Below are 19,873 nucleotides of genomic sequence, written 5' to 3' on the forward strand. Positions count from 1 at the left end.
AGGCCGCGAGTCTATCAGCCCTCGCGCAGCACTGTCAGCGGGCTGGCATTAAGGGCCCGGCGGGTGCCGAACACGCCTGCACCACCGACCATCAGTGCGCCCAGCAACGGCAGCAGGAGCAGCCACGGATGCGGGTGCCAGGGCAGGTCGAAGGCGAAACGGTACAACACCAGGCTCACCAGTTCCGCACCCAGCGCGGCCAGCAGGCCGCTGGCGGCACCCAACAGGCCGAACTCGATACGCCGCGCCTTGACCAGCAAACGCCGCTCGGCTCCCAGCGCGCGCAGCAGCGCCCCCTGGCGAATGCGTTCGTCGAGGGTCGCCTGCAGCCCGGAGAACAATACCGCCATGCCCGCCGCCAGGACGAACAGCAGCACGTACTCCACGGCGATGGTGACCTGGGCGAGGATGCTGCGCAGTTGTTCGAGCAGGGCCTCGACCTGCAGGATCGTCGCCGCCGGGAAGGCCCGGGACAGCTCGACGATATCCTTGTCGTGACCGGGCGCCAGGTAGAAGCTGGTCAGGTAGGTGGCCGGCAGGTCCTGCAGGGTGCCGGGCTGGAAGATCATGAAGAAATTCGGTTGGAAGTTGTCCCAGTTGATGCTGCGCAGGCTGCTGACCTTGGCCTCGCGCTGGCTGCCGCCGACGCTGAACACCAGGTGGTCGCCAAGCTTGAGCTTCAGGCTGGCGGCGACCTTGGCTTCCACCGATACCTCGGGAATATCGCCACCGGGTTGGTTCGACCACCAGTTGCCTGCCGTCAGGGTATTGCCCGACGGCAGTTCGGCGGCCCAGGTCAGGCTGAGGTCGCGCTGGATAGCCCGGTCGCCGGCGGAGTCCTTGCTGACGATCTCTTGCACCGGCTCGCCGTTGATGCTGATCAGGCGCCCCGGGACCACCGGGTAGATCGGCGCGGACTGGGCCTGTAGTTTGATCAGGTGGTCGCGGAAGCCGTCCTTGTCCGCCGGCAGGATATTCAGCACGAAATAATTCGGTGCATTCTTCGGCAACTGGTTCTGCCAGGTATCCAGTAATTCGCCGCGCAGCAGGGCAATCAACGCCATGGACAGCAGGATCAGGCCGAAGGCCAGGGCTTGACCGGCAGCGGCCAGCGGATGGCGCAGCAACTGGCCCAGGCCCAGGCGCCAGGGCAGCGGGGCCCCGGCCAGCAGCCGGCGCAGGCTTTGCAGGCCGAGCAGCAGCAGGCTGCCCAGCACCAGCGCGGCAATTACGCCGCCGCCGAGCAGGGCGAAGGTCAGCACCAGGTCCAGGCTCAGGCGCCACATGATCAGGCCGAGGGCCAGTAGGGCGGTGCCATAGACCATCCAGGTACTGGCCGGAATCGGCAGCAGGTCGCGACGCAATACCCGCAGCGGCGGTACCCGGCCCAGCGCGGCCAGCGGTGGCAGGGCGAAACCGGCAAGGGCCACCAGCCCGGTGCCGATGCCGGCCAGGGCCGGGGTCAGGCCGCCAGGTGGCACGTCGGCCGGCAGCAGGTCATGGAGTAACTGGAACAGGCCCAACTGCGCCAACCAGCCGAGCAGGGCGCCACTGATACTGGCGAACAGGCCGAGGATCGCCAGTTGCAGGCTGAACAGGGTCATGGCCTCGCGCCTGGACAAACCGAGGCAGCGCAGCAGGGCACTGGCGTCGAAGCGACGGGCGGCGAAACGGCTGGCACTGAGTGCTACCGCCACACCGGACAGCAGCACCGCGACCAGGCTCGCCATGTTGAGGTAGCGTTCGGCCTTGCCCAGGGCGCCGCCGATCTGCTGGTTGCCGTCGCGGGCATCGAGCAGCCGCTGGTTGGCCGCCAGCCCCGGCTTGAGCAGGTCACGGTAGGTCGCGAGGGCGCTGGCCGGACCGCGCCACAGCTCCCGGAACGTCACTCGGCTGCCGGGTTGCACCACGCCGGTGGCTTGCAGGTCCGCCAAGTTGATCAGCACCCGCGGGGTCAGGCTGTAGAAATTGGCGGCCCGGTCCGGCTCGTAGGTGAGCACGCGGGCGATACGTACGGTCTTCATGCCGACGTCGATGCTGTCGCCGATCTTCAGGTCGAGTGCGGTCATCAGCCGCGCCTCCACCCAGGTCTCGCCCGGAGCCGGGCCGCCGCCAGGGGTTTGGGCAGCGAACGGTTCGGCGGCGCTCTTGAGTTCGCCACGCAGGGGGTAGTGCTCGTCGGCGGCCTTGATGCTCGACAGCTGGATGCCGTTGTCGGTGGCGATCACGCTGGAGAACTCGACCACCCGGGCGTGTTGGAGGCCGAGGTCGCGACCGCTCTGGATCTGTTCCGGACGGGCTTGCGAGGTACCGTCGAGGACCAGGTCGGCGGCAAGGAATTCGGTGGCGCGCAACAGCATCGCACCGTTCAGGCGGGCGCCGAAATAACCGATGGCGGTACTCGCCGCCACCGCGACCAGCAGGGCGAAGAACAGCACCCGCAACTCACCGGCGCGGGCATCGCGCTGCAGTTGGCGGGTGGCAAGACTGAACAGGCGCAACAGCGGCAGGCGTGCCATCAAGGCTCCAGGGGCGCGACCAACTGGCCGGCATCAAGACGGATCAGGCGCCGGCAGCGATGGGCCAGGCGTTCGTCGTGGGTCACCAGCACCAGGGTGGTGCCGCGTTCCTTGTTCAACTCGAACAGCAGGTCGCTGATGCGCTCGCCGGTATGGCTGTCGAGGTTGCCGGTGGGTTCATCGGCGAACAGTACGTCCGGTTCGGCGGCAAAGGCCCGCGCTATCGCCACCCGTTGCTGTTCGCCGCCGGACAGTTGCCGTGGCGAGTGGGTCAGTCGCTTGCCGAGGCCGACCCGCTCCAGCAGGCCGAGGGCACGCTCGCGGGCATCGGTGCGACCGTCCAGCTCCAGCGGCAGCATGACGTTTTCCAGGGCATTGAGGCTGTCGAGCAGTTGGAAGCTCTGGAATACGAAGCCGACATGCTCGGCGCGTACGCGTGCGCGCTGGTCCTCGTCGAGGTTGCTCAGGGTCCGGCCGGCCAGGGTTACCTCGCCGCCGCTGGGCAGGTCGAGACCGGCCAGCAAGCCGAGCAGGGTCGACTTTCCTGAGCCGGAGGCGCCGATGATGGCCAGGCTGTCGCCCTTGTTCAGGTGCAGGGAGAGAGGGTGCAGGATGGTCAGTTCGCCTTCCGCGCTGGGAACCACTTTGCTAAGGTTCTGCGCGATTAGAATGCTTTCGCCCATGGAGAATCCGATGCGAGTTTGGTTTTTGAGTGCCGCCCTGGCCCTGATGTGCATGGCTCAGAATGCTGCGGCGGGCACGGTCCTGATCGTTGGCGATAGTATCAGCGCGGCTTTCGGCCTGGATACCCGTATCGGCTGGGTCGCCCTGCTGGAAAAACGCCTCAAGACCGAGGGTTTCAAGGACCAGGTGGTCAATGCTTCGATCAGTGGCGACACCAGTGCAGGCGGCCAGGCGCGGCTGCCGGCGCTGCTTGCGCAACACAAACCGGACCTGGTGATCATCGAACTGGGGGGCAACGATGGCTTGCGTGGGCAGCTTCCGACGCAATTGAAACAAAATCTTGCGTCGATGATCGACAACTCCCACGCCAGTGGTGCCAAGGTGCTGTTGCTCGGCATGCAATTGCCGCCCAATTATGGTGCTCGCTATACCAAGGCCTTCGCCGAGGTCTACCCGGCGCTGGCGCAAGAGAAAAACGTCGCACTGGTGCCGTTTTTCCTTGAGGGCGTGGGCGGTCATCCGGACTTGATGCAGGCCGACGGGATTCACCCGGGGCCCGCTGGTCAGGACAAATTGCTCAATAACGTCTGGCCGGCCCTGAAACCGCTGCTTTGAGCTTTTTTACCGGCGGTTTTTCGGCTAAGGTGGCGCCCCCCTGTCAGGAGCCCCCGATGCAGCGTCCCGCCTGGTCCCTATTTGCCTACCAACTGATCGAGCCCGACGAGCAGTTGGATCTGTTCGCCTGCCAGGAAGTGCGGGTGCATCTGGTCACGCGTCAGTTGGAACTGGGTGGTTCGGCCGATCGCACGCTTTGCGGCAGCCTGCTGCCGGCGCAGCCGCGCTGGTCGGGCGTGGACAAGTCGATTTTCCACGACCAGCGCCTTTGTCCGTTCTGCCGGGCAATTCTCGAATCGCAGAAGCGCGGGACGCCACCGATCTGGCCAGAATTGCGTTTCGAACTGTAAACCAGCCTGTCTGCCTGCTGAAGCGCCGCCAATGTCCCTGCCGGGCGGCCAGTGGCGGGTGTACAATCGCGTTTTATTTCTCCGTTGATCATGCGAAGGATTTCCCGGATGTTGTCGCGCTTTCCTGCCGTCACCCGTTGCCTGTCCATTGCCGCCCTGTGTGCGGCAGGTCCCGTTTCCGCACTGGAGTTGCCGCTGCCGCCGCCGGGCGAGGATATCGTCGGCCAGGTCCAGGTGATCAAGGCCAAGTATGAAGATACCTTTGCCGACCTGGGCACCACCTACGACCTGGGCTATTCGGAGATGGTCGCGGCCAACCCGGGCGTCGACGCCTGGTTGCCGGGCACGGGCACCGATATCGTCCTGCCGACTCGCTTCATCCTGCCGCCGGGGCCGCGCGAAGGCATCGTGATCAACCTGGCCGAGTACCGGCTGTACTACTTCCCCAAGGGCCGCAACGTGGTCTACACCTTCCCGCTCGGGATCGGGCGTGAGGGCTGGGGCTCGCCGATCGCCCACACCACCATCACCGCGAAGACGCCGAATCCGACCTGGACACCCCCGGCCTCGATCAAGGCCGAGCACGCTGCCAATGGCGATCCGCTGCCCAACGTGGTGCCGGCCGGCCCGGACAACCCGCTGGGGCCGTTCAAGTTCACCCTGGGTACGCCGGGCTATCTGATCCATGGTTCGAACATGAAGTTCGGCATCGGTACCCGCACCAGCCATGGCTGCTTCCGCATGTTCAACAACAACGTGCTGGAAATGGCCGGCATGGTGCCGGTGGGGACTTCGGTGCGGATCATCAACGAGGCCTACAAGTTCGGCATCAGTGGCGGCAAGGTCTACCTGGAGGCGCATACGCCGCTGGACGACAATGGCAACCCATCGGTGGTCGACAAGCACACTGCGGTGATCAATGCCCTGCTCAAGCGTGAAGACCTGGCGAAGAACTTGCGGGTGAACTGGGACGAAGTGCGGGATGTGGTCGCTGCCGAAGATGGTCTGCCCACCGAAATCGCCGTGCCGGGCGTGGCACCGGTGGCATCGAGCGCGCCGCTCGACTTGCAGCAGTAACGGTTTTGAACGACCCGCCTGGGGCTTGTACTCCAGGCGGGTTTTTCATGCCCGGATATAAAGCATGCGGACATAAAAAAGCCGATCCAAGAATGGATCGGCTTGATAACAGCCCCGAAGGACTATTACTTGCGGCTTGCTTTTTCCAGCATGCGCAGAGCGCGCTCGTTAGCTTCGTCAGCAGTCTGTTGTGCTTTTTGAGCAGCAGCCAGAGCTTCATCAGCTTTACGGTAGGCTTCGTCAGCACGAGCCTGGGCACGAGCAGCTGCGTCTTCGGTAGCAGTCAGACGAGCTTCGGTTTCTTTCGATGCGCTGCTGCAACCAGTAGCCAGAACGGCGGCCAGGGCCAGAGCCGAGAATTTCAGAACGTTGTTCATCGTGTTCCCCTTCAAGGACTTTCTATTAATGACCATAACCCCAGAGTGAGGAAATGGTCGGCGTACATACTACCCATTACTTGTAGTAAGTAAACTGACGTAACGCAAGAAGCAAAAAAAATTCTTGATACAGAATGTCTTTGAGCTAACTTTTCATCACGCTGTATAAAAAATATGCAGCTGCAACACCCGTACCGAGCGCTCTGTACAAGCTTTCGCCACAATGATGTGATAGTGATGGCAAGTTCTGGCTTGTATCAGGCAATCGTTCTAACTGTAACGGGTGACTCTTTTTCTCTGCCGTCGATTGGACGGGGAGTGTCTTTTGCTAGTTGAAAAGTGACTTTAACCGGGAGCGTGCGTCATACAGCATGACATTCCGGCAATTTTCAGCCAGCGTTCAGCTTTTCACCCGCAAGGGAATGTTTGCCCGCGCTATGATCGACATGGCGCTGGCTGACGTGACGAGCGTGTCTTGAGCATTTTTGCCAAGGGTGCCTACTATTTGATACGTGCTCGTTTTTTCAGGGAGCGGTCGGCTTTTCTCGTTGTCCAAACAGGCACGGGGTGGCGTAGAGGTTCCTTCGCCGGATAAACATCGGTAAGGTAGGGTCGAATACCAAGACCCGCGAGGAGTAGTGATGAGCGAGGCGTTGTCCATCCACCATGACCAGGCTGGTCATCAATTCGAGACCAATGTGGACGGTCATCGTGCCTACCTGACCTATATGGACCTGGGTAAGCAGACCCTGGATATCTACCGCACCTTCGTGCCCAACGCATTGCGTGGCCGGGGCATTGCGGCGGCATTGACCGAGCAGGCGCTGGAATATGCCGAGCGCATGGGCTACACGGTCATTCCTTCCTGCTCCTATGTGGAACGCTACATGGAGCGGCATCAGCGGCACGCCGCCAAGACCTGAATCCATCGAACACACATGAAAACGCCGGGCATTGCCCGGCGTTTTCGTTTGCGTGCGTTGGCCGTGCTATCAGCCGCGGCCACGCTTGGGCAGTACATCCTTGAGCTTGGCGTGCATGCTGCGCAAGGTTTTCTCGGTGCTGTCCCAGTCGATGCAGGCGTCGGTGATCGATACGCCATACTGCAGGTCGGCGAGGTCTTTCGGAATCGCCTGGCAGCCCCAGTTCAGATGACTTTCGACCATCAGGCCGATGATCGACTGGTTGCCTTCGAGGATCTGGTTGGCGACGTTTTCCATCACCAGCGGCTGTAGGGCCGGGTCCTTGTTGGAGTTGGCGTGGCTGCAGTCGACCATGATGTTGTTCTGGATCCCGGCCTTGCTCAGCGCCTGCTCGCAGAGGGCGACACTCACCGAGTCATAGTTGGGCTTGCCGTTGCCGCCACGCAGTACCACGTGACCATAAGCGTTGCCCTTGGTGGTGACGATAGACACGCCGCCTTCCTGGTTGATACCGAGGAAGCGGTGTGGCTTGGAAACCGATTGCAGGGCGTTGATCGCCACGGTCAGGCCACCGTCGGTGCCGTTCTTGAAACCGACGGCCGAGGACAGGCCGGAGGCCATTTCCCGGTGGGTCTGCGATTCGGTGGTACGCGCGCCGATGGCCGACCAACTGATCAGGTCCTGCAGGTACTGCGGGGAGATCGGGTCGAGGGCTTCGGTGGCGGTCGGCAGGCCCATTTCGGCCAGGTCCAGCAGCAACTGACGACCGATGTGCAGGCCGTCCTGGATCTTGAACGAGTCGTCCAGGTACGGATCGTTGATCAGGCCTTTCCAGCCGACCGTGGTCCGCGGCTTCTCGAAATACACGCGCATGACCAGGTACAGGCTGTCCGAAACCTCGGCAGCGAGTACCTTGAGGCGTTCGGCATATTCGTGGGCTGCCTTGATGTCGTGGATCGAGCAGGGCCCGATGACGACGAACAGGCGATGGTCCTTGCCATCGAGAATGTTGCGAATCACCTCGCGGCCCTTGGTGACGGTGCGCAGGGCAGCCTCGCTCAGGGGAATGTCACGCTTGAGCTGATCAGGCGTGATCAGCGTCTCGTTGGAGGCGACGTTTAGGTCGTTGATCGGTAAATCAGCCATCGTGTTACTCGTCAGGTCACGGGTGCCGGTCGCCAGCCCCGCGCGGCGGAGCACAGCGATATGAGCGTGTCGGGGAGCCGAACCTTAGCGCGTTAGGCCGTGGCCGGGCAATGGGCAGAGGCCTGTTTAATCCAGCAGGGCCCTGGTGAAGGGCTGTTCGAGGCGAGCGCCGAACCGGGTTTGCGGATCGACAAAGGCGGTGCCCACCAGAAATACAGGCCTGCGTTTCAGGCACCAGGCCACGTAGCCGGAGTAACATGCGCTTTCGCCCAGGCTCGGAATACGCATTTCATGAGAAACGACTCCCTGTGCCGGTCACCGGAAAAACCCTTTCCCAGTATAGTGAAGGGGGTCGAGTTGTCCGATTTTGACGCGGACCGGTATCTGCTGGACCAGCCAGGGGTATCGCTGGTGATCTTTACCAGCGTCGGCTGTGCATCCTGTCGCTTTGCCCGCCAGGTCCTGCCCGAGCTGGGGCTGCCAGTCGAGCGGCTGTGCTGGATCGACGCCGCTGACAATGGCGGGCTGGTCCAGCGTTATGAAGTGTTTCACCTGCCGGCCCTGTTCGTGGTCAGGGATGGCGAATTTTATGGTGCCTTGCGCTCCCGGTTGGGCCTGCGCGAGTTGACCGACGGCCTGCAGCAGGCCCTGATGCGAATCCCCGAGGAGTTGCCATGACCCTTTCAGTTCAAAGGCCGCGTATCGGTATTATCGGTACCGGTGCGATCGGCGGTTTCTATGGCGTGATGCTGGCGCGTGCCGGCTTCGACGTGCACTTTCTGCTGCGCAGCGAATTTTGCACGGTGGCCGATGGCGGGCTGCATATCGACAGTGCGGTGCATGGCCCGCTGCACCTGGATCCGGTCCAGGCCTACGCCTCGGCCGACGACTTGCCGCCCTGCGATTGGTTGCTGGTAGGCGCCAAGACGACTGCCAATGCCGGCCTTGCCCCATTGATCACCAAGGCCGCGGCACCTGGCGCCAAGGTGCTGTTATTGCAGAATGGCCTGGATGTGGAAGAGGACCTGCGCCCGCTGCTGCCCGATTCGCTGCACCTGCTCGGCGGGCTGTGTTTCATCTGCGTACACCGCACCGGTCCCGGAGCCGTTGTGCACCAGGCCCTGGGGGCGGTGAGCATCGGTTATCACAGCGGTCCGTTGCAGGACGACGAAGCCGCGCGCCAGGCACTGGTCGAGGAGGGCGCAGGGCTGTTCCGCCAGGCTGGCATCGAGTCCCAGGCGATGGCCAACCTGCAGCAGGCGCGCTGGCAGAAATTGGTGTGGAACGTTCCCTATAACGGCCTCTCGGTGCTGTTACGGGCCAGCACTACGCCGCTGATGAGCGATACCAGCAGCCGTGAACTGATCCAGGCGCTGATGGCCGAGGTGGTGCAAGGCGCGCAGGCCTGTGGTTATGTGTTGCCAGCGGGCTACGCCGAGCATCTATTCAAGGTCACGGAACGGATGCCGGATTACTGGCCGAGCATGCACCACGATTTCGTGCACCGGCGGCCGCTGGAACTCGATGCGGTGTATGCCCGTCCGCTGGCTGCGGCCCGTCAAGCCGGTTGCGAGCTGCCGAGGATTCGCGCCTTGTACCAGGCCCTGGCTTTCATCGATGCTAACAATGCCTGAGGCTACGGATTAGCCCGACCAGCAGGGCGCCGAACTGGTCGGCGCGCTGCTAAGCTCAATCCATCTCCGCCATTCTGGCAATCGAGGAGGTCCCATGATTCGTTCGATGCTGTATGCAACCGACCTCGGCCTGTATGCGCCTTACGTCATGCAGCATGCACTGGGCCTGGCACGAACTTTCAAGGCTGACCTGCATGTGGTGCATGCAGTGGAACCCATGGGGCTGTTTGCGGAGTCGGTGTTGCAGAGTTACCTGGATGAGCAGGCATTGAACCAATTGCACAGCCAGGGTCTTAACACCGTGATGGCCAATATCGAGCAGCGGGTATTGGACAGTTTTCGCGAGGAATTGGGGGAGGGGCAGCAGGACCTGGCGATGATCCAGTCGGTCCAGGTGCTCCAGGGTGATCCTTCGCACGTCATTCTCGCCCTCGCGCAACGGCTGGCAGTCGACCTGTTGATTGTCGGAGGTCACAGCCATGGCACTGGCGCGGAGCCACACTTGGGTCGTACTGCAACGCGGGTGCTGCAGCTGTCGCCAGTACCCGTGTACCTCGTGCCGTTGCTGCAACGCCGTCGGCACGACGATAGCTGAGGCGAAATTCAGCGAATTGATAAAAAGTTCTAGATTTATTCTTCAAACCTTTCATATAGTTATATATCGCCGCTGCTGCCTGTGGCGTCTACCTGCTTTGAGGGATACATATGAAGCTTCAACAACTGCGCTACATCTGGGAAGTGGCGCACCACGACCTCAACGTTTCCGCGACGGCGCAAAGCCTCTACACCTCACAGCCGGGTATCAGCAAGCAGATCCGCCTGCTCGAAGACGAGCTGGGCGTCGAAGTGTTCGCTCGCAGCGGCAAGCACCTGACCCGGGTGACCCCGGCCGGTGAGCGCATCATCACCACCGCCGGCGAAATCCTGCGCAAGGTCGAGAGCATCAAGCAGATCGCCCAGGAGTTCTCCAACGAGAAGAAAGGCACCCTGTCGATCGCTACCACCCATACCCAGGCGCGCTACGCCTTGCCACCGGTGATCAGCAACTTCATCAAGCAGTACCCGGATGTTGCCTTGCACATGCACCAGGGCTCGCCGATGCAAATCGCCGAGATGGCTGCCGACGGCACCGTCGACTTCGCCATCGCCACCGAGGCGCTGGAGTTGTTCGGTGATCTGGTGATGATGCCGTGCTACCGCTGGAACCGCTGCGTCGTGGTGCCCCAGGGGCATCCGCTGACCAAGCTGCCGAAGCTGACCCTGGAGGCCCTGGCCGAGTACCCGATCGTCACCTACGTGTTCGGTTTCACCGGGCGCTCCAAGCTGGACGAAGCCTTCAGCCATCGCGGCCTGACGCCGAAGGTGGTGTTCACCGCTGCCGACGCCGACGTGATCAAGACCTATGTGCGCCTGGGCCTGGGCGTGGGGATCGTGGCGAAGATGGCGGTCGATACCGTGCTCGACAAGGACCTGGTGGTGCTCGATGCCAGCGAGCTGTTCGAGTCCAGTATCACCAAGATCGGTTTCCGTCGTGGCACCTTCCTGCGCGGCTTCATGTGCGATTTCATCGAGAAGTTTGCGCCGCACCTGACCCGCGAAGTGATGGCCAAGGCGATCCAGTGCCACAACAAGCAGGAGCTGGAAGATCTGTTCGAGGGTGTCGAACTGCCGGTGCACTGATTTTTCGGTGCAATCGCGAACACGAAAAAGCCCCGACTGGTTCGGGGCTTTTTCATGGGGGCTGGTGTGAAAACAGTGAAAGCGTTCTCCAGGCCCTCTTCGCTGCGGTTCGGCGTGGGCTTCAGCCTTTGCTGATCAGGTTGCCTGCGTGCAGGCCGCACTCTTTCTGCGTGGCCTCTTCCCACCACCAGCGACCTTCACGCTCGTGCTGGTTCGGCAATACCGGACGGGTGCAGGGTTCGCAGCCGATGCTGATGAAGCCGCGTTCATGCAGGCTGTTATAGGGCAGCTCCAGCATGCGGATGTAACCCCAGACTTCCTCGCTGCTCATCTGCGCCAGTGGGTTGAACTTGTACAGGGTGCGTTCCGGCGTCGAGAAGGCGCTGTCGATTTCCAGTGCGGCCACCTGGCTGCGGGTGCCAGGGCTCTGGTCGCGACGCTGGCCGGTGGCCCAGGCGCGCACGCCGGACAACTTGCGCCGCAGTGGCTCGATCTTGCGTACGCCGCAGCATTCGCCGTGGCCGTCCTTGTAGAAGCTGAACAGGCCCTTTTCCTTGACGAAGGGTTCGAGGCGGGTGTGATCCGGGGAAACCAGCTCGATGTCGATCTTGTAGAACTCGCGGACCTGGTCGATGAACCGATAGGTTTCCGGATGCAGGCGGCCGGTGTCGAGGCTGAACACCTTGACGTTCTTGTTCAGTTTCCAGGCCATGTCCACCAGCACCACGTCCTCGGCGCCGCTGAAGGATATCCACAGGTCGTCGCCAAACTGGGAGAAGGCCAGCTTGAGGATGTCCTGGGGCGATTTTGTGGCGTATGTCGCGGCGAGTTCGGCGACGTCGAACGATTGACTCATCAGGCGGTTCCTACAGTCATTGGCGCTTTGCGCTCATATAGGCGGCAATAGTAACAAAATACTGCTTGTGGAAGACGGCCGGGCGGAGCTCCGCTTGCTGGCTCCCACACCAGGTGATACTGATTGGTTCAGAGTGTCTGCAAGGTATCGAGCAGCACCTTCACCTTGGTAATGGATTCCTGGTATTCGGCCTGCCAGTCGGAGTCGGCGACGATCCCGCCACCGCCCCAGCAACTGACCTGGCCATCTTTTACCAGCAGGCTGCGGATGGCGATCGAGCTATCCATTTCGCCGCGTACGTCGAGGTACAGCAGCGAGCCGCAGTACAGGGCCCGGCGCGTCGGTTCGAGTTCGTCGATGATCTGCATGGCTCGGATCTTCGGTGCGCCGGTGATCGAGCCGCCAGGGAAGCTGCCGCCGATCAGGTCGAGGGCATCGCGCCCGGCAGCCAGTTCGCCGGTCACGCTGCTGACCAGGTGATGCACGTTCGGGTAGCTCTCCAGGCTGAACAACTCCGGCACGCGGACACTGCCGATCCTGCAGGTGCGACCGAGGTCGTTGCGCAGCAGGTCGACGATCATCAGGTTTTCCGCGCGGTCCTTGGGGCTGTCCAGCAGTTCCCGGGCATTGGCGGCATCTTCATGGGCGTCTCGGCCGCGTGGCCGGGTGCCCTTGATGGGACGGGTTTCCACCTGGCCGGCGCTGACCCGGACGAAGCGCTCCGGCGACAGGCTCAGTACCGCGCCGTTGTCCGGCAGGCTCTGGAAGCCCGAGAACGGTGTCGGGCAGGCGGCGCGCAAGGCCTGGTAGGCGAGCCACGGATCGCCTTGGCATTGTCCGCGGAACCGCTGGGCGAAGTTGACCTGATAACAGTCGCCGGCCTGAATGTACTGCTGGATGCGTTCAAAGGCCTGGTGGTACGAATCGGCGTCGAGGTCGGCGGTCATCGGCGCAGTCAGTCGGAAGTACTCGTGCCCGCTTGTGGATGGCTGGCTGAACAGTAGGACCAGGCGTTCGCGTTCGTCCTGTTCCAGCGCCGGGTGGAACACCAGTTGGCTGGTGGCCTGCTGGTGATCGCTGACCAGTGCCCAGGCGTACAGGCCGAAGCGCGCGTCGGGCAGGTGCAAGTCATCCTGGGCGTGGCTGGGCAGCGCTTCGAGGTGACGTCCGAAATCGTAGCTCAGATAGCCGATCAGGCCACCGGCGAACGGCAGTTCGACGCCGACGGGCAATTCCGCCCGCCCCAGTTGTGCCAGGGTGTTGCGCAAGCGCGTGAGGAAATCTTCGCCACCTTCATTCGGCAACACCGCCAGTTGCTCCAGCGGCCAGGCACTGAGCAGGTCGTAGCGCCCACGCTCCGCCGCCGGCCTGCCGCTGTCGAGCAGCACCGCGCCGGGAGCATGGCGAATGGCCGCGAAATAACGGGCGGGATCGGGGGTGTAGGGCAGCGGGTGTACGGAACAGGTCGACATGCGGGGCGAATCAGCCTTGGGGTCGGGGAGGGCGATTGTAATCTCCTGTAGGAAATGCTCCTAGAGGGATGTCGGTAGTGGTTATATCCATGTCCCGACAAGCCGCCCCCACAGGTGTCAGGTATTGCGTGGCGCGACGTGACCGAACAGGCCCTGGACGAAACGCACCCGCTCCTCCACGGTTTCGCTGGTGCCGGCAGCCGTCAGCGCCTCCAGGTGCGCCTCGACGGCTTGGGCGCGAGTGGTCAGGCCGCAGTCGTTGGCGATCTGGATGTTCAGTCCGGGGCGGGCGTTGAGTTCGAGAATCAGCGGGCCCTTGTCCTGGTCCAGGACCATGTCGACGCCGATGTAGCCCAGGCCGCACAACTCGTAGCAACCGGCGGCGAGCTTCATGAAACCGTCCCAGTTGGGCAGTTGCACGCCATCCACCGCATTGGTGGTGTCGGGGTGCTTGCGGATGATGTTGTTCAGCCAGGTGCCGCGCAGGGTCAGGCCGGTAGCCAGGTCGACACCGACGCCGATGGCACCCTGGTGCAGGTTGGCCTTGCCGCTGGATTGGCGGGTCGGCAGCCGCAGCATGGCCATCACTGGGTAGCCCATCAACACGATGATGCGGATATCCGGCACGCCTTCGTAGCTGATGCTCCTGAAAATCTGGTCGGGGGTCACCCGGTATTCGATCAGCGCGCGGTCGCGATGGCCGCCGAGGGAGTAGAGCCCGGTAAGGATGCTGGACACCTGGTGCTCGATTTCCTCGTGGCTGATGATCCGCCCGGAAATGGTCCGGTAGCGCCCCTCGAAGCGGTCGGCGATCACCAGGATGCCGTCACCGCCGGCGCCCTGGGCTGGCTTGATGACGAAGTCGCTGCGCCCGCCGATGATTTCGCCGAGCTTGTCGATGTCCTTTTCGGTGGAGATCACCCCGTACATTTCCGGCACGTGGATGCCGGCGGCGATTGCCCGTTCCTTGGTGATGATCTTGTCATCGACGATCGGATACAGGCTGCGCTTGTTGTACTTGAGCACGTAGTCGGCGTTACGCCGGTTGATCCCCATGATGCCCTTGGCTTCCAGGGCCTTCCAGGTTTTCCACAGGCCGAACATCAGGCGTCTTCCTTGAGAAAGGCCTTGAAGCGTACCAGCTCGGTCAGGCGGTAACCGCGATAGCGTCCCATGGCCAGCATGAAGCCCACCAGGATCAGCAGGATCGCCGGGAAGGTGAAGACGAAATACACCAGCTCCGGCACGCTCATGATCAGGTGCGCCAGCGAGGCGGCGAACAGGGTGCCGATCGCGACCTTCATCGCATGGCCGCCGCCGCGTTCTTCCCAGGTGATGGACAGGCGTTCGATGGTCATGGTCAGGATCACCATCGGGAACAGCGCCACCGACAGGCCGCGTTCCAGGCCGAGCTTGTGGCTGAACAGGCTGATGGCGGCGATCAGCACCACGACGAAGGTCAACACCACCGACAGTCGTGGCAGCATCTGCAGCTTCAGGTGTTCCAGATACGAGCGCAGCGACAGGCCGAGCGCGGTGATGATGGTGAACAGCACGATACCGAAACCCAGCTGGGTCTCGCGGAATGCCAGGGCGATCAGCACCGGAGTGAAGGTGCCGAGGGTCTGCAGGCCGATCAGGTTGCGCAGGATCAGGATCACCAGCACGCCGATCGGGATCATTACCATGATCATGAACGTCTGCTGGGTCTGCAGCGGCAGGCCGTAGAGCGAGTATTCGAGGAAGTTGGCGTCGGAATTCTCGTCGGTCAGCTTGGCCAGGCGGATGGCATTCATCTCGCTGTTGTTGAGGCTGAAATTGACGCTGGCCTTCTTGCCGCCTTCGACGCTGATCAGGTTGTCGTCGCCGGTCCACCACACCAGGCGGTCCTCGGGCAGGCCCTGTTCGCCGGTGTCCGGGTTGAAGTACAGCCAATCGTTGCCGTTGAAACTGCGCAGCCAGAGTTCCGGCGTCTGTGGCTGGTCGGCCACCAGGCGAATGGTGTGGACCTTTTCCAGCGGCACGTGGGCGATGGACAGCAACAGTTCGATGATCTGCGCCTTGTGCGGGGTCGACGGATCGCCCGCCAGCAGCAGCTTGACGTTGTCGTCGGCGAGGTTGTTGACGCGCTTGATGGTTTCACCGATGAAGGTTTCGACGTCGGCCGAGTGCTGGCGGATCGGTGCCATCAGGGCTTCAGCGGCGACTTTTTCCGGGCCTTCGATGGCCATGCTGTCACGGAAGGTCGGACCCTTTACCTTGGGTTTTTCGCCGGTGTAGCGCTTGGTCAGCACCAGGCGGTAGTAGAGCGTCTGCTTGCCGCTGACCCGACGGGCCGACCAGGTGACTTTGCGGTTGCCGTCGGTGCGGTTGACGCTGACCCCGTAGTTGTTGGAGATGAAGCTCTCGTTGAGACTCACATAGTCGCGGCTCAGTGGCGGCACGAACATCTGGATCTTCACCGGGTCCTTGCTGGCGGCGACGAACTCGACCTTGGCGTCGATGTTCCACAGGTCATCGGTGGCGTCTTCAGTGACCGGAATACCCAGCACGAAAATCTGATAGGCCGTGACCGAAATACCCAGCACCACCAGGATGGCGATCAGGATTTTCAGATGGAGGGTAAGAGAACGCATGCGAATTACTCGGCGGTTTGAGCGTCGGCGATGCAGGCGGGTTTGCCGGCAGCGTATTTAAGGCTGGGGTCTACCAGCGCATCGAAGCGCTTGAGCGCTTCGGAGCCAATCAGGAGCGGATATTGGAAAGCACTTCGGTCGGTCAAGTTCACTTCTATCGTGCGCAAGGCCGTGCCCATGCAGATATTCAGGGTCACTACCGGGCGGGCGGTATAGGCCTTGTCCTCGTCCGGGTCGTAGTCGCCGGAGCGGCGCTTGATCTTGCTGACCCGGGCCAGTGGCAGTTCGATGGGGTGTGAGTGTGCGGTGTCTATGGCCAGGTAGAAGCGTACCCAGCTTTCGCCATCGCGCTTGAAGCGTTTGATATCGCGGGCGCTGAGGGAGGCGGTCTTGGCGCCGGTGTCGAGTTTGGCTGCGACTTCCAGATCGATGCCGGCCAGGGTCGCGTATTCGTTCAGGCCGTATACGGTCTTCTCAGCGGCGAAGCCCATGCCCGGCAGGCCGAGCAGGAACAGGAGCAGTAGGGGGAAGAGCTTGAGTCTCATAATTCCTGGCGCGTATTCAAGGTGACTGGCAATACCGCGCAAGCGCTCGTGCGTCTGTCAGATGAAGATGACAGGCATGGCATCTTCAGGTGCGCGCGGCATTCTAGCATGCTGGTTTTATGGCGCCAGCGCCGCGGGCCTACCCGATCAACGCTCCCCGGCATGATGCGCTATTGATCAGCGCTCTTAGACTATTGTCGACAATATCGATTAATTCTTTGACTGGCCTGGTTGTTTTGGCTAGTTTTAGCCTCATTGATTTTAAAGGTGTCGACAATATGCTGGAGAATCTGGAGCCGCTGGCGACTCCCCAGGAAGATTCGGAAACCCTGTCCGAGAACGTCTTCCGGCGTATCCAGGCGGCTATCGTCAAGGGCGAGATCGCCCCTGGCAGCAAGATCTCCGAGCCGGAACTGGCGCGCACCTATGGCATCAGCCGTGGCCCGTTGCGCGAAGCCATTCACCGCCTGGAGGGGCAACGCCTGCTGGTGCGGGTGCCCCACGTCGGCGCGCGAGTGGTCTCGCTCAGCCATGCCGAACTGATCGAGCTTTATGAAATCCGCGAATCCCTCGAAGGCATGGCCTGCCGCCTCGCGGCCGAGCGCATGACCAATGAAGAGATCGAGGAACTGCGCCAGGTGCTGCACACCCACGAACGCGACGCGGCGTTCCAGGCGGGTGTCGGCTATTACCAGCAGGAAGGCGACTTCGACTTTCACTATCGGATCATCCAGGGCGCCGGCAACCGGACCCTGACCCAGATGCTCTGCGGCGAGCTGTATCAACTGGTGCGCATGTATCGCATCCAGTTCTCTGCGACACCCAACCGGCCACGCCAGGCCTTTGCCGAGCATCACCGGATTCTCGATGCGATCGCCGATCGCGATGGCGAACTGGCCGAATTGTTGATGCGCCGTCACATCGGCGCCTCGAAACGCAATATTGCGCGTCACTACCAGGACAGCGCGAAACCGACAGCCACTCCACGAGGTGAGTCATGAGTCAGGGTTCCAACAAAAACACGCCCGGTCAGCGTTTCCGTGATGCGGTCGCCAGCGAACATCCACTGCAGGTGGTCGGGGCGATCAACGCCAACCACGCCCTGCTGGCCAAGCGTGCCGGGTTCAAGGCGATCTATCTGTCGGGTGGCGGGGTCGCTGCCGGCTCCCTCGGCCTGCCGGACCTGGGCATCACCGGCCTGGACGACGTGCTGACCGACGTGCGGCGTATCACCGATGTCTGCGACCTGCCGCTGCTGGTGGATGTCGACACCGGCTTCGGCTCCTCGGCGTTCAACGTCGCGCGCACCGTGCGCTCGATGAGCAAGTTCGGCGCGGCGGCGATCCACATCGAGGACCAGGTTGGCGCCAAGCGTTGCGGACACCGGCCGAACAAGGAAATCGTGTCCCAGCAGGAAATGGTCGACCGGATCAAGGCGGCCGTCGATGCCCGTATCGATGACAGCTTCGTGATCATGGCGCGTACCGACGCCCTGGCGGTAGAGGGCCTGGAATCGGCCCTGGACCGGGCGGCCGCGTGCATCGAAGCCGGTGCCGACATGATTTTTCCCGAGGCCATCACCGAACTCGAGATGTACAAGCTGTTCGCCAACCGGGTGAAGGCGCCGATCCTGGCCAACATCACCGAGTTCGGCGCGACGCCGCTGTACACCACCGAACAACTGGCGTCCGCCGATGTGTCGCTGGTGCTTTACCCGCTGTCGGCGTTCCGCGCCATGAACAAGGCGGCGGAAAACGTCTACACCGCGATTCGGCGTGACGGTACCCAGCAGAACGTGATCGACACCATGCAGACCCGCATGGAGCTTTACGATCGCATCGACTATCACGCCTTCGAGCAGAAGCTCGATGCGTTGTTCGCCCAGAAGAAGGGCTGATTTATTGCCTTGGCAGGCGGCGGCTCGCCGGGCGGTGCAGGGCTTGAGGGCCCTTTCGCCGGCAAGCCGCGCTCCTGCAGGGTGTAGAGGCTGATAGATGCCAATCCCCGACAACCTACAAGAATTTGGAGAGAGCAATGGCTGAAGCAAAAGTATTGAGCGGTGCCGGCCTGCGCGGCCAGGTCGCCGGGCAAACCGCCTTGTCCACCGTGGGCCAGGCCGGTGCCGGCCTGACCTATCGTGGTTATGACGTGCGTGAACTGGCGGCCGAGGCGCGCTTCGAGGAAGTCGCCTACCTGCTGCTGTACGGCGAACTGCCCAACGCCACCGAACTGGCGGCCTACATGGGCAAGCTGCGCACCCTGCGCGACCTGCCCCAGGCGCTGAAAGAAGTGCTGGAGCGCATTCCGGCCGACGCCCACCCGATGGACGTGATGCGTACCGGCTGTTCCTTCCTGGGCAACATCGAGCCCGAAGGCGATTTCTCCCGCCAGCATGAAACCACCGACCGCCTGCTGGCGGCCTTCCCGGCGATCATGTGCTACTGGTACCGCTTCAGCCATGACGGCAAGCGTATCGACTGCACGACCGACGAAGAGTCCCTGGGCGGGCATTTCCTGCACCTTTTGCACGGCAAGGCGCCGAGCGAGCTGCACCGCAAGGTGATGGATGTGTCGCTGATCCTCTACGCGGAGCATGAGTTCAACGCCTCGACCTTCACCGCGCGGGTCTGTGCGTCGACGCTGTCCGACCTGTTTTCCTGCGTCACGGCGGCCATCGGTTCGCTGCGCGGCCCGCTGCACGGCGGTGCCAACGAGGCGGCGATGGAGATGATCGAACGTTTCGGTTCGGCCCAGGAGGCCATCGAAGGCACCCTCGGCATGCTAGCGCGCAAGGACAAGATCATGGGCTTCGGCCACGCGATCTACAAGGACAGCGACCCACGCAACGAGGTCATCAAGGGCTGGTCGAAAAAACTCGCCGAGGAAGTCGGTGATACCGTGCTGTTCCCGGTTTCCGAAGCCATCGACAAGACCATGTGGGAGCAGAAGAAGCTGTTCCCCAACGCCGATTTCTACCATGCCTCGGCTTATCACTTCATGGGCATCCCGACCAAGCTGTTCACGCCGATCTTCGTCTGCTCGCGCCTGACCGGCTGGGCGGCGCATGTGTTCGAGCAGCGTGCCAACAATCGCATCATCCGTCCGAGCGCCGAGTACACCGGCGTCGACCAGCGCAAGTTCGTGCCAATCGAGCGTCGCTGACTGGAGGGCGCGAGCCATCCCTGAGGCCTGCCACCTCGGACTGTGGCGAGGGGGCTTGCCTCCGCTGGGTTGCGCAGCAACCCCGAGTCCAGGCGATACGTTCTCCCCGTGAGAGCGCGCCGCCTGGTTCTGCGACGGCCTTGCCGTCGAGCGTGGGCAAGCCCACTCGCCATGGATGAGTGCCAGGCGGCTCAGGG

At 62.5% G+C, this 19,873-nt stretch carries 21 protein-coding genes; 11 read left to right on the forward strand and 10 right to left on the reverse strand.

All coding sequences use genetic code 11. The features are described from left to right. Positions 1–14 precede the first annotated feature (14 nt). Complete coding sequence (locus AC6I6U_RS12170; RefSeq protein WP_497882183.1) at positions 15–2,519, reverse strand: ABC transporter permease; 2,505 nt, start codon at positions 2,517–2,519, stop codon at positions 15–17. Continuing rightward, on the reverse strand, positions 2,519–3,202 hold the full coding sequence (locus tag AC6I6U_RS12175; protein ID WP_497882184.1) for an ABC transporter ATP-binding protein: 684 nt from the start codon (positions 3,200–3,202) through the stop codon (positions 2,519–2,521). The genes AC6I6U_RS12170 and AC6I6U_RS12175 overlap by 1 nt, the downstream gene beginning before the upstream one ends. A 10-nt stretch (positions 3,203–3,212) precedes the next feature. Between AC6I6U_RS12175 and AC6I6U_RS12180 the strand changes: the two genes are divergently transcribed. From AC6I6U_RS12180 to AC6I6U_RS12190, 3 genes are all read left to right on the forward strand, one after another. After that, on the forward strand, positions 3,213–3,818 hold the full coding sequence (locus AC6I6U_RS12180) for an arylesterase (protein ID WP_497882185.1): 606 nt from the start codon (positions 3,213–3,215) through the stop codon (positions 3,816–3,818). Positions 3,819–3,874: 56 nt separating this feature from the next. Continuing rightward, positions 3,875–4,168 carry a hypothetical protein gene (locus AC6I6U_RS12185; protein WP_497882186.1) on the forward strand — a complete coding sequence of 98 codons (294 nt, stop codon included), beginning with the start codon at positions 3,875–3,877 and terminating at the stop codon, positions 4,166–4,168. A 108-nt stretch (positions 4,169–4,276) separates the two neighbouring features. Further along, the gene (locus tag AC6I6U_RS12190; RefSeq protein WP_497882187.1) at positions 4,277–5,245 is read left to right on the forward strand and encodes a L,D-transpeptidase family protein; all 969 of its coding nucleotides are present in this window, start codon (positions 4,277–4,279) and stop codon (positions 5,243–5,245) included. Positions 5,246–5,370: 125 nt separating this feature from the next. Here the strand turns inward: AC6I6U_RS12190 and oprI are convergent, their stop codons facing one another. Further along, the gene (gene oprI, locus AC6I6U_RS12195; RefSeq protein WP_011335311.1) at positions 5,371–5,622 is read right to left on the reverse strand and encodes an outer membrane lipoprotei OprI; all 252 of its coding nucleotides are present in this window, start codon (positions 5,620–5,622) and stop codon (positions 5,371–5,373) included. 641 nt (positions 5,623–6,263) lie between these two features. Between oprI and AC6I6U_RS12200 the strand changes: the two genes are divergently transcribed. After that, positions 6,264–6,545, forward strand: a complete 282-nt coding sequence (locus AC6I6U_RS12200) for a GNAT family N-acetyltransferase (protein ID WP_010448985.1) — start codon at positions 6,264–6,266, stop codon at positions 6,543–6,545. A gap of 69 nt (positions 6,546–6,614) precedes the next feature. Here AC6I6U_RS12200 and AC6I6U_RS12205 read toward each other — a convergent pair whose 3' ends face one another. Together AC6I6U_RS12205 and AC6I6U_RS12210 are read right to left on the reverse strand one after the other, a co-directional pair. Next, entirely contained in the window at positions 6,615–7,691 is a 1,077-nt protein-coding gene (locus AC6I6U_RS12205) for a 3-deoxy-7-phosphoheptulonate synthase (protein ID WP_497882188.1), read from the reverse strand. 126 nt (positions 7,692–7,817) lie between these two features. Continuing rightward, positions 7,818–7,979 (reverse strand): hypothetical protein, encoded by a 162-nt coding sequence (locus AC6I6U_RS12210; RefSeq protein ID WP_497882189.1) that lies wholly within the window; start codon positions 7,977–7,979, stop codon positions 7,818–7,820. A 3-nt stretch (positions 7,980–7,982) separates the two neighbouring features. Here AC6I6U_RS12210 and AC6I6U_RS12215 point away from each other — a divergent pair, with 3 nt between their 5' ends. The 4 genes from AC6I6U_RS12215 to cysB all read left to right on the forward strand — a co-directional run bounded on the left by AC6I6U_RS12215 (position 7,983) and on the right by cysB (position 11,005). After that, positions 7,983–8,369 carry a thioredoxin family protein gene (locus tag AC6I6U_RS12215; protein ID WP_497882190.1) on the forward strand — a complete coding sequence of 129 codons (387 nt, stop codon included), beginning with the start codon at positions 7,983–7,985 and terminating at the stop codon, positions 8,367–8,369. After that, positions 8,366–9,325, forward strand: a complete 960-nt coding sequence (locus AC6I6U_RS12220) for a putative 2-dehydropantoate 2-reductase (protein ID WP_497882191.1) — start codon at positions 8,366–8,368, stop codon at positions 9,323–9,325. The genes AC6I6U_RS12215 and AC6I6U_RS12220 overlap by 4 nt, the downstream gene beginning before the upstream one ends. A gap of 94 nt (positions 9,326–9,419) precedes the next feature. Continuing rightward, positions 9,420–9,920, forward strand: a complete 501-nt coding sequence (locus AC6I6U_RS12225) for a universal stress protein (protein WP_497882192.1) — start codon at positions 9,420–9,422, stop codon at positions 9,918–9,920. A 110-nt stretch (positions 9,921–10,030) separates the two neighbouring features. Continuing rightward, the gene (cysB, locus tag AC6I6U_RS12230) at positions 10,031–11,005 is read left to right on the forward strand and encodes an HTH-type transcriptional regulator CysB (RefSeq protein WP_029532283.1); all 975 of its coding nucleotides are present in this window, start codon (positions 10,031–10,033) and stop codon (positions 11,003–11,005) included. A gap of 121 nt (positions 11,006–11,126) precedes the next feature. Here the strand turns inward: cysB and AC6I6U_RS12235 are convergent, their stop codons facing one another. From AC6I6U_RS12235 to rloA, 5 genes are all read right to left on the reverse strand, one after another. Continuing rightward, positions 11,127–11,861: a phosphoadenylyl-sulfate reductase gene (locus AC6I6U_RS12235; RefSeq protein WP_497882193.1), complete on the reverse strand. Its 735-nt coding sequence runs from the start codon at positions 11,859–11,861 to the stop codon at positions 11,127–11,129. A 128-nt stretch (positions 11,862–11,989) separates the two neighbouring features. Then, the gene (gene pabB, locus AC6I6U_RS12240; RefSeq protein WP_497882194.1) at positions 11,990–13,333 is read right to left on the reverse strand and encodes an aminodeoxychorismate synthase component I; all 1,344 of its coding nucleotides are present in this window, start codon (positions 13,331–13,333) and stop codon (positions 11,990–11,992) included. Positions 13,334–13,450: 117 nt separating this feature from the next. After that, positions 13,451–14,437, reverse strand: a complete 987-nt coding sequence (locus AC6I6U_RS12245) for an alpha-L-glutamate ligase-like protein (protein WP_497882195.1) — start codon at positions 14,435–14,437, stop codon at positions 13,451–13,453. Next, the gene (rloB, locus tag AC6I6U_RS12250) at positions 14,437–15,969 is read right to left on the reverse strand and encodes an osmotic stress tolerance membrane protein RloB (RefSeq protein ID WP_497882196.1); all 1,533 of its coding nucleotides are present in this window, start codon (positions 15,967–15,969) and stop codon (positions 14,437–14,439) included. Before rloB ends, AC6I6U_RS12245 begins: the two co-directional genes overlap by 1 nt. 5 nt (positions 15,970–15,974) lie before the next feature. Then, on the reverse strand, positions 15,975–16,514 hold the full coding sequence (rloA, locus tag AC6I6U_RS12255) for a retropepsin-like aspartic peptidase RloA (protein ID WP_497882197.1): 540 nt from the start codon (positions 16,512–16,514) through the stop codon (positions 15,975–15,977). Between the two features lie 278 nt (positions 16,515–16,792). Here rloA and AC6I6U_RS12260 point away from each other — a divergent pair, with 278 nt between their 5' ends. From AC6I6U_RS12260 to prpC, 3 genes are all read left to right on the forward strand, one after another. Next, positions 16,793–17,515: a GntR family transcriptional regulator gene (locus tag AC6I6U_RS12260; protein ID WP_497882198.1), complete on the forward strand. Its 723-nt coding sequence runs from the start codon at positions 16,793–16,795 to the stop codon at positions 17,513–17,515. After that, positions 17,512–18,411, forward strand: a complete 900-nt coding sequence (gene prpB / locus AC6I6U_RS12265; protein ID WP_497882199.1) for a methylisocitrate lyase — start codon at positions 17,512–17,514, stop codon at positions 18,409–18,411. Before AC6I6U_RS12260 ends, prpB begins: the two co-directional genes overlap by 4 nt. Before the next feature lie 137 nt (positions 18,412–18,548). Then, the gene (gene prpC, locus AC6I6U_RS12270) at positions 18,549–19,676 is read left to right on the forward strand and encodes a bifunctional 2-methylcitrate synthase/citrate synthase (protein WP_497882200.1); all 1,128 of its coding nucleotides are present in this window, start codon (positions 18,549–18,551) and stop codon (positions 19,674–19,676) included. The last annotated feature ends 197 nt before the right edge of the window (positions 19,677–19,873 follow it).

Source organism: Pseudomonas sp. UTLPPB19802 (assembly GCF_059730225.1).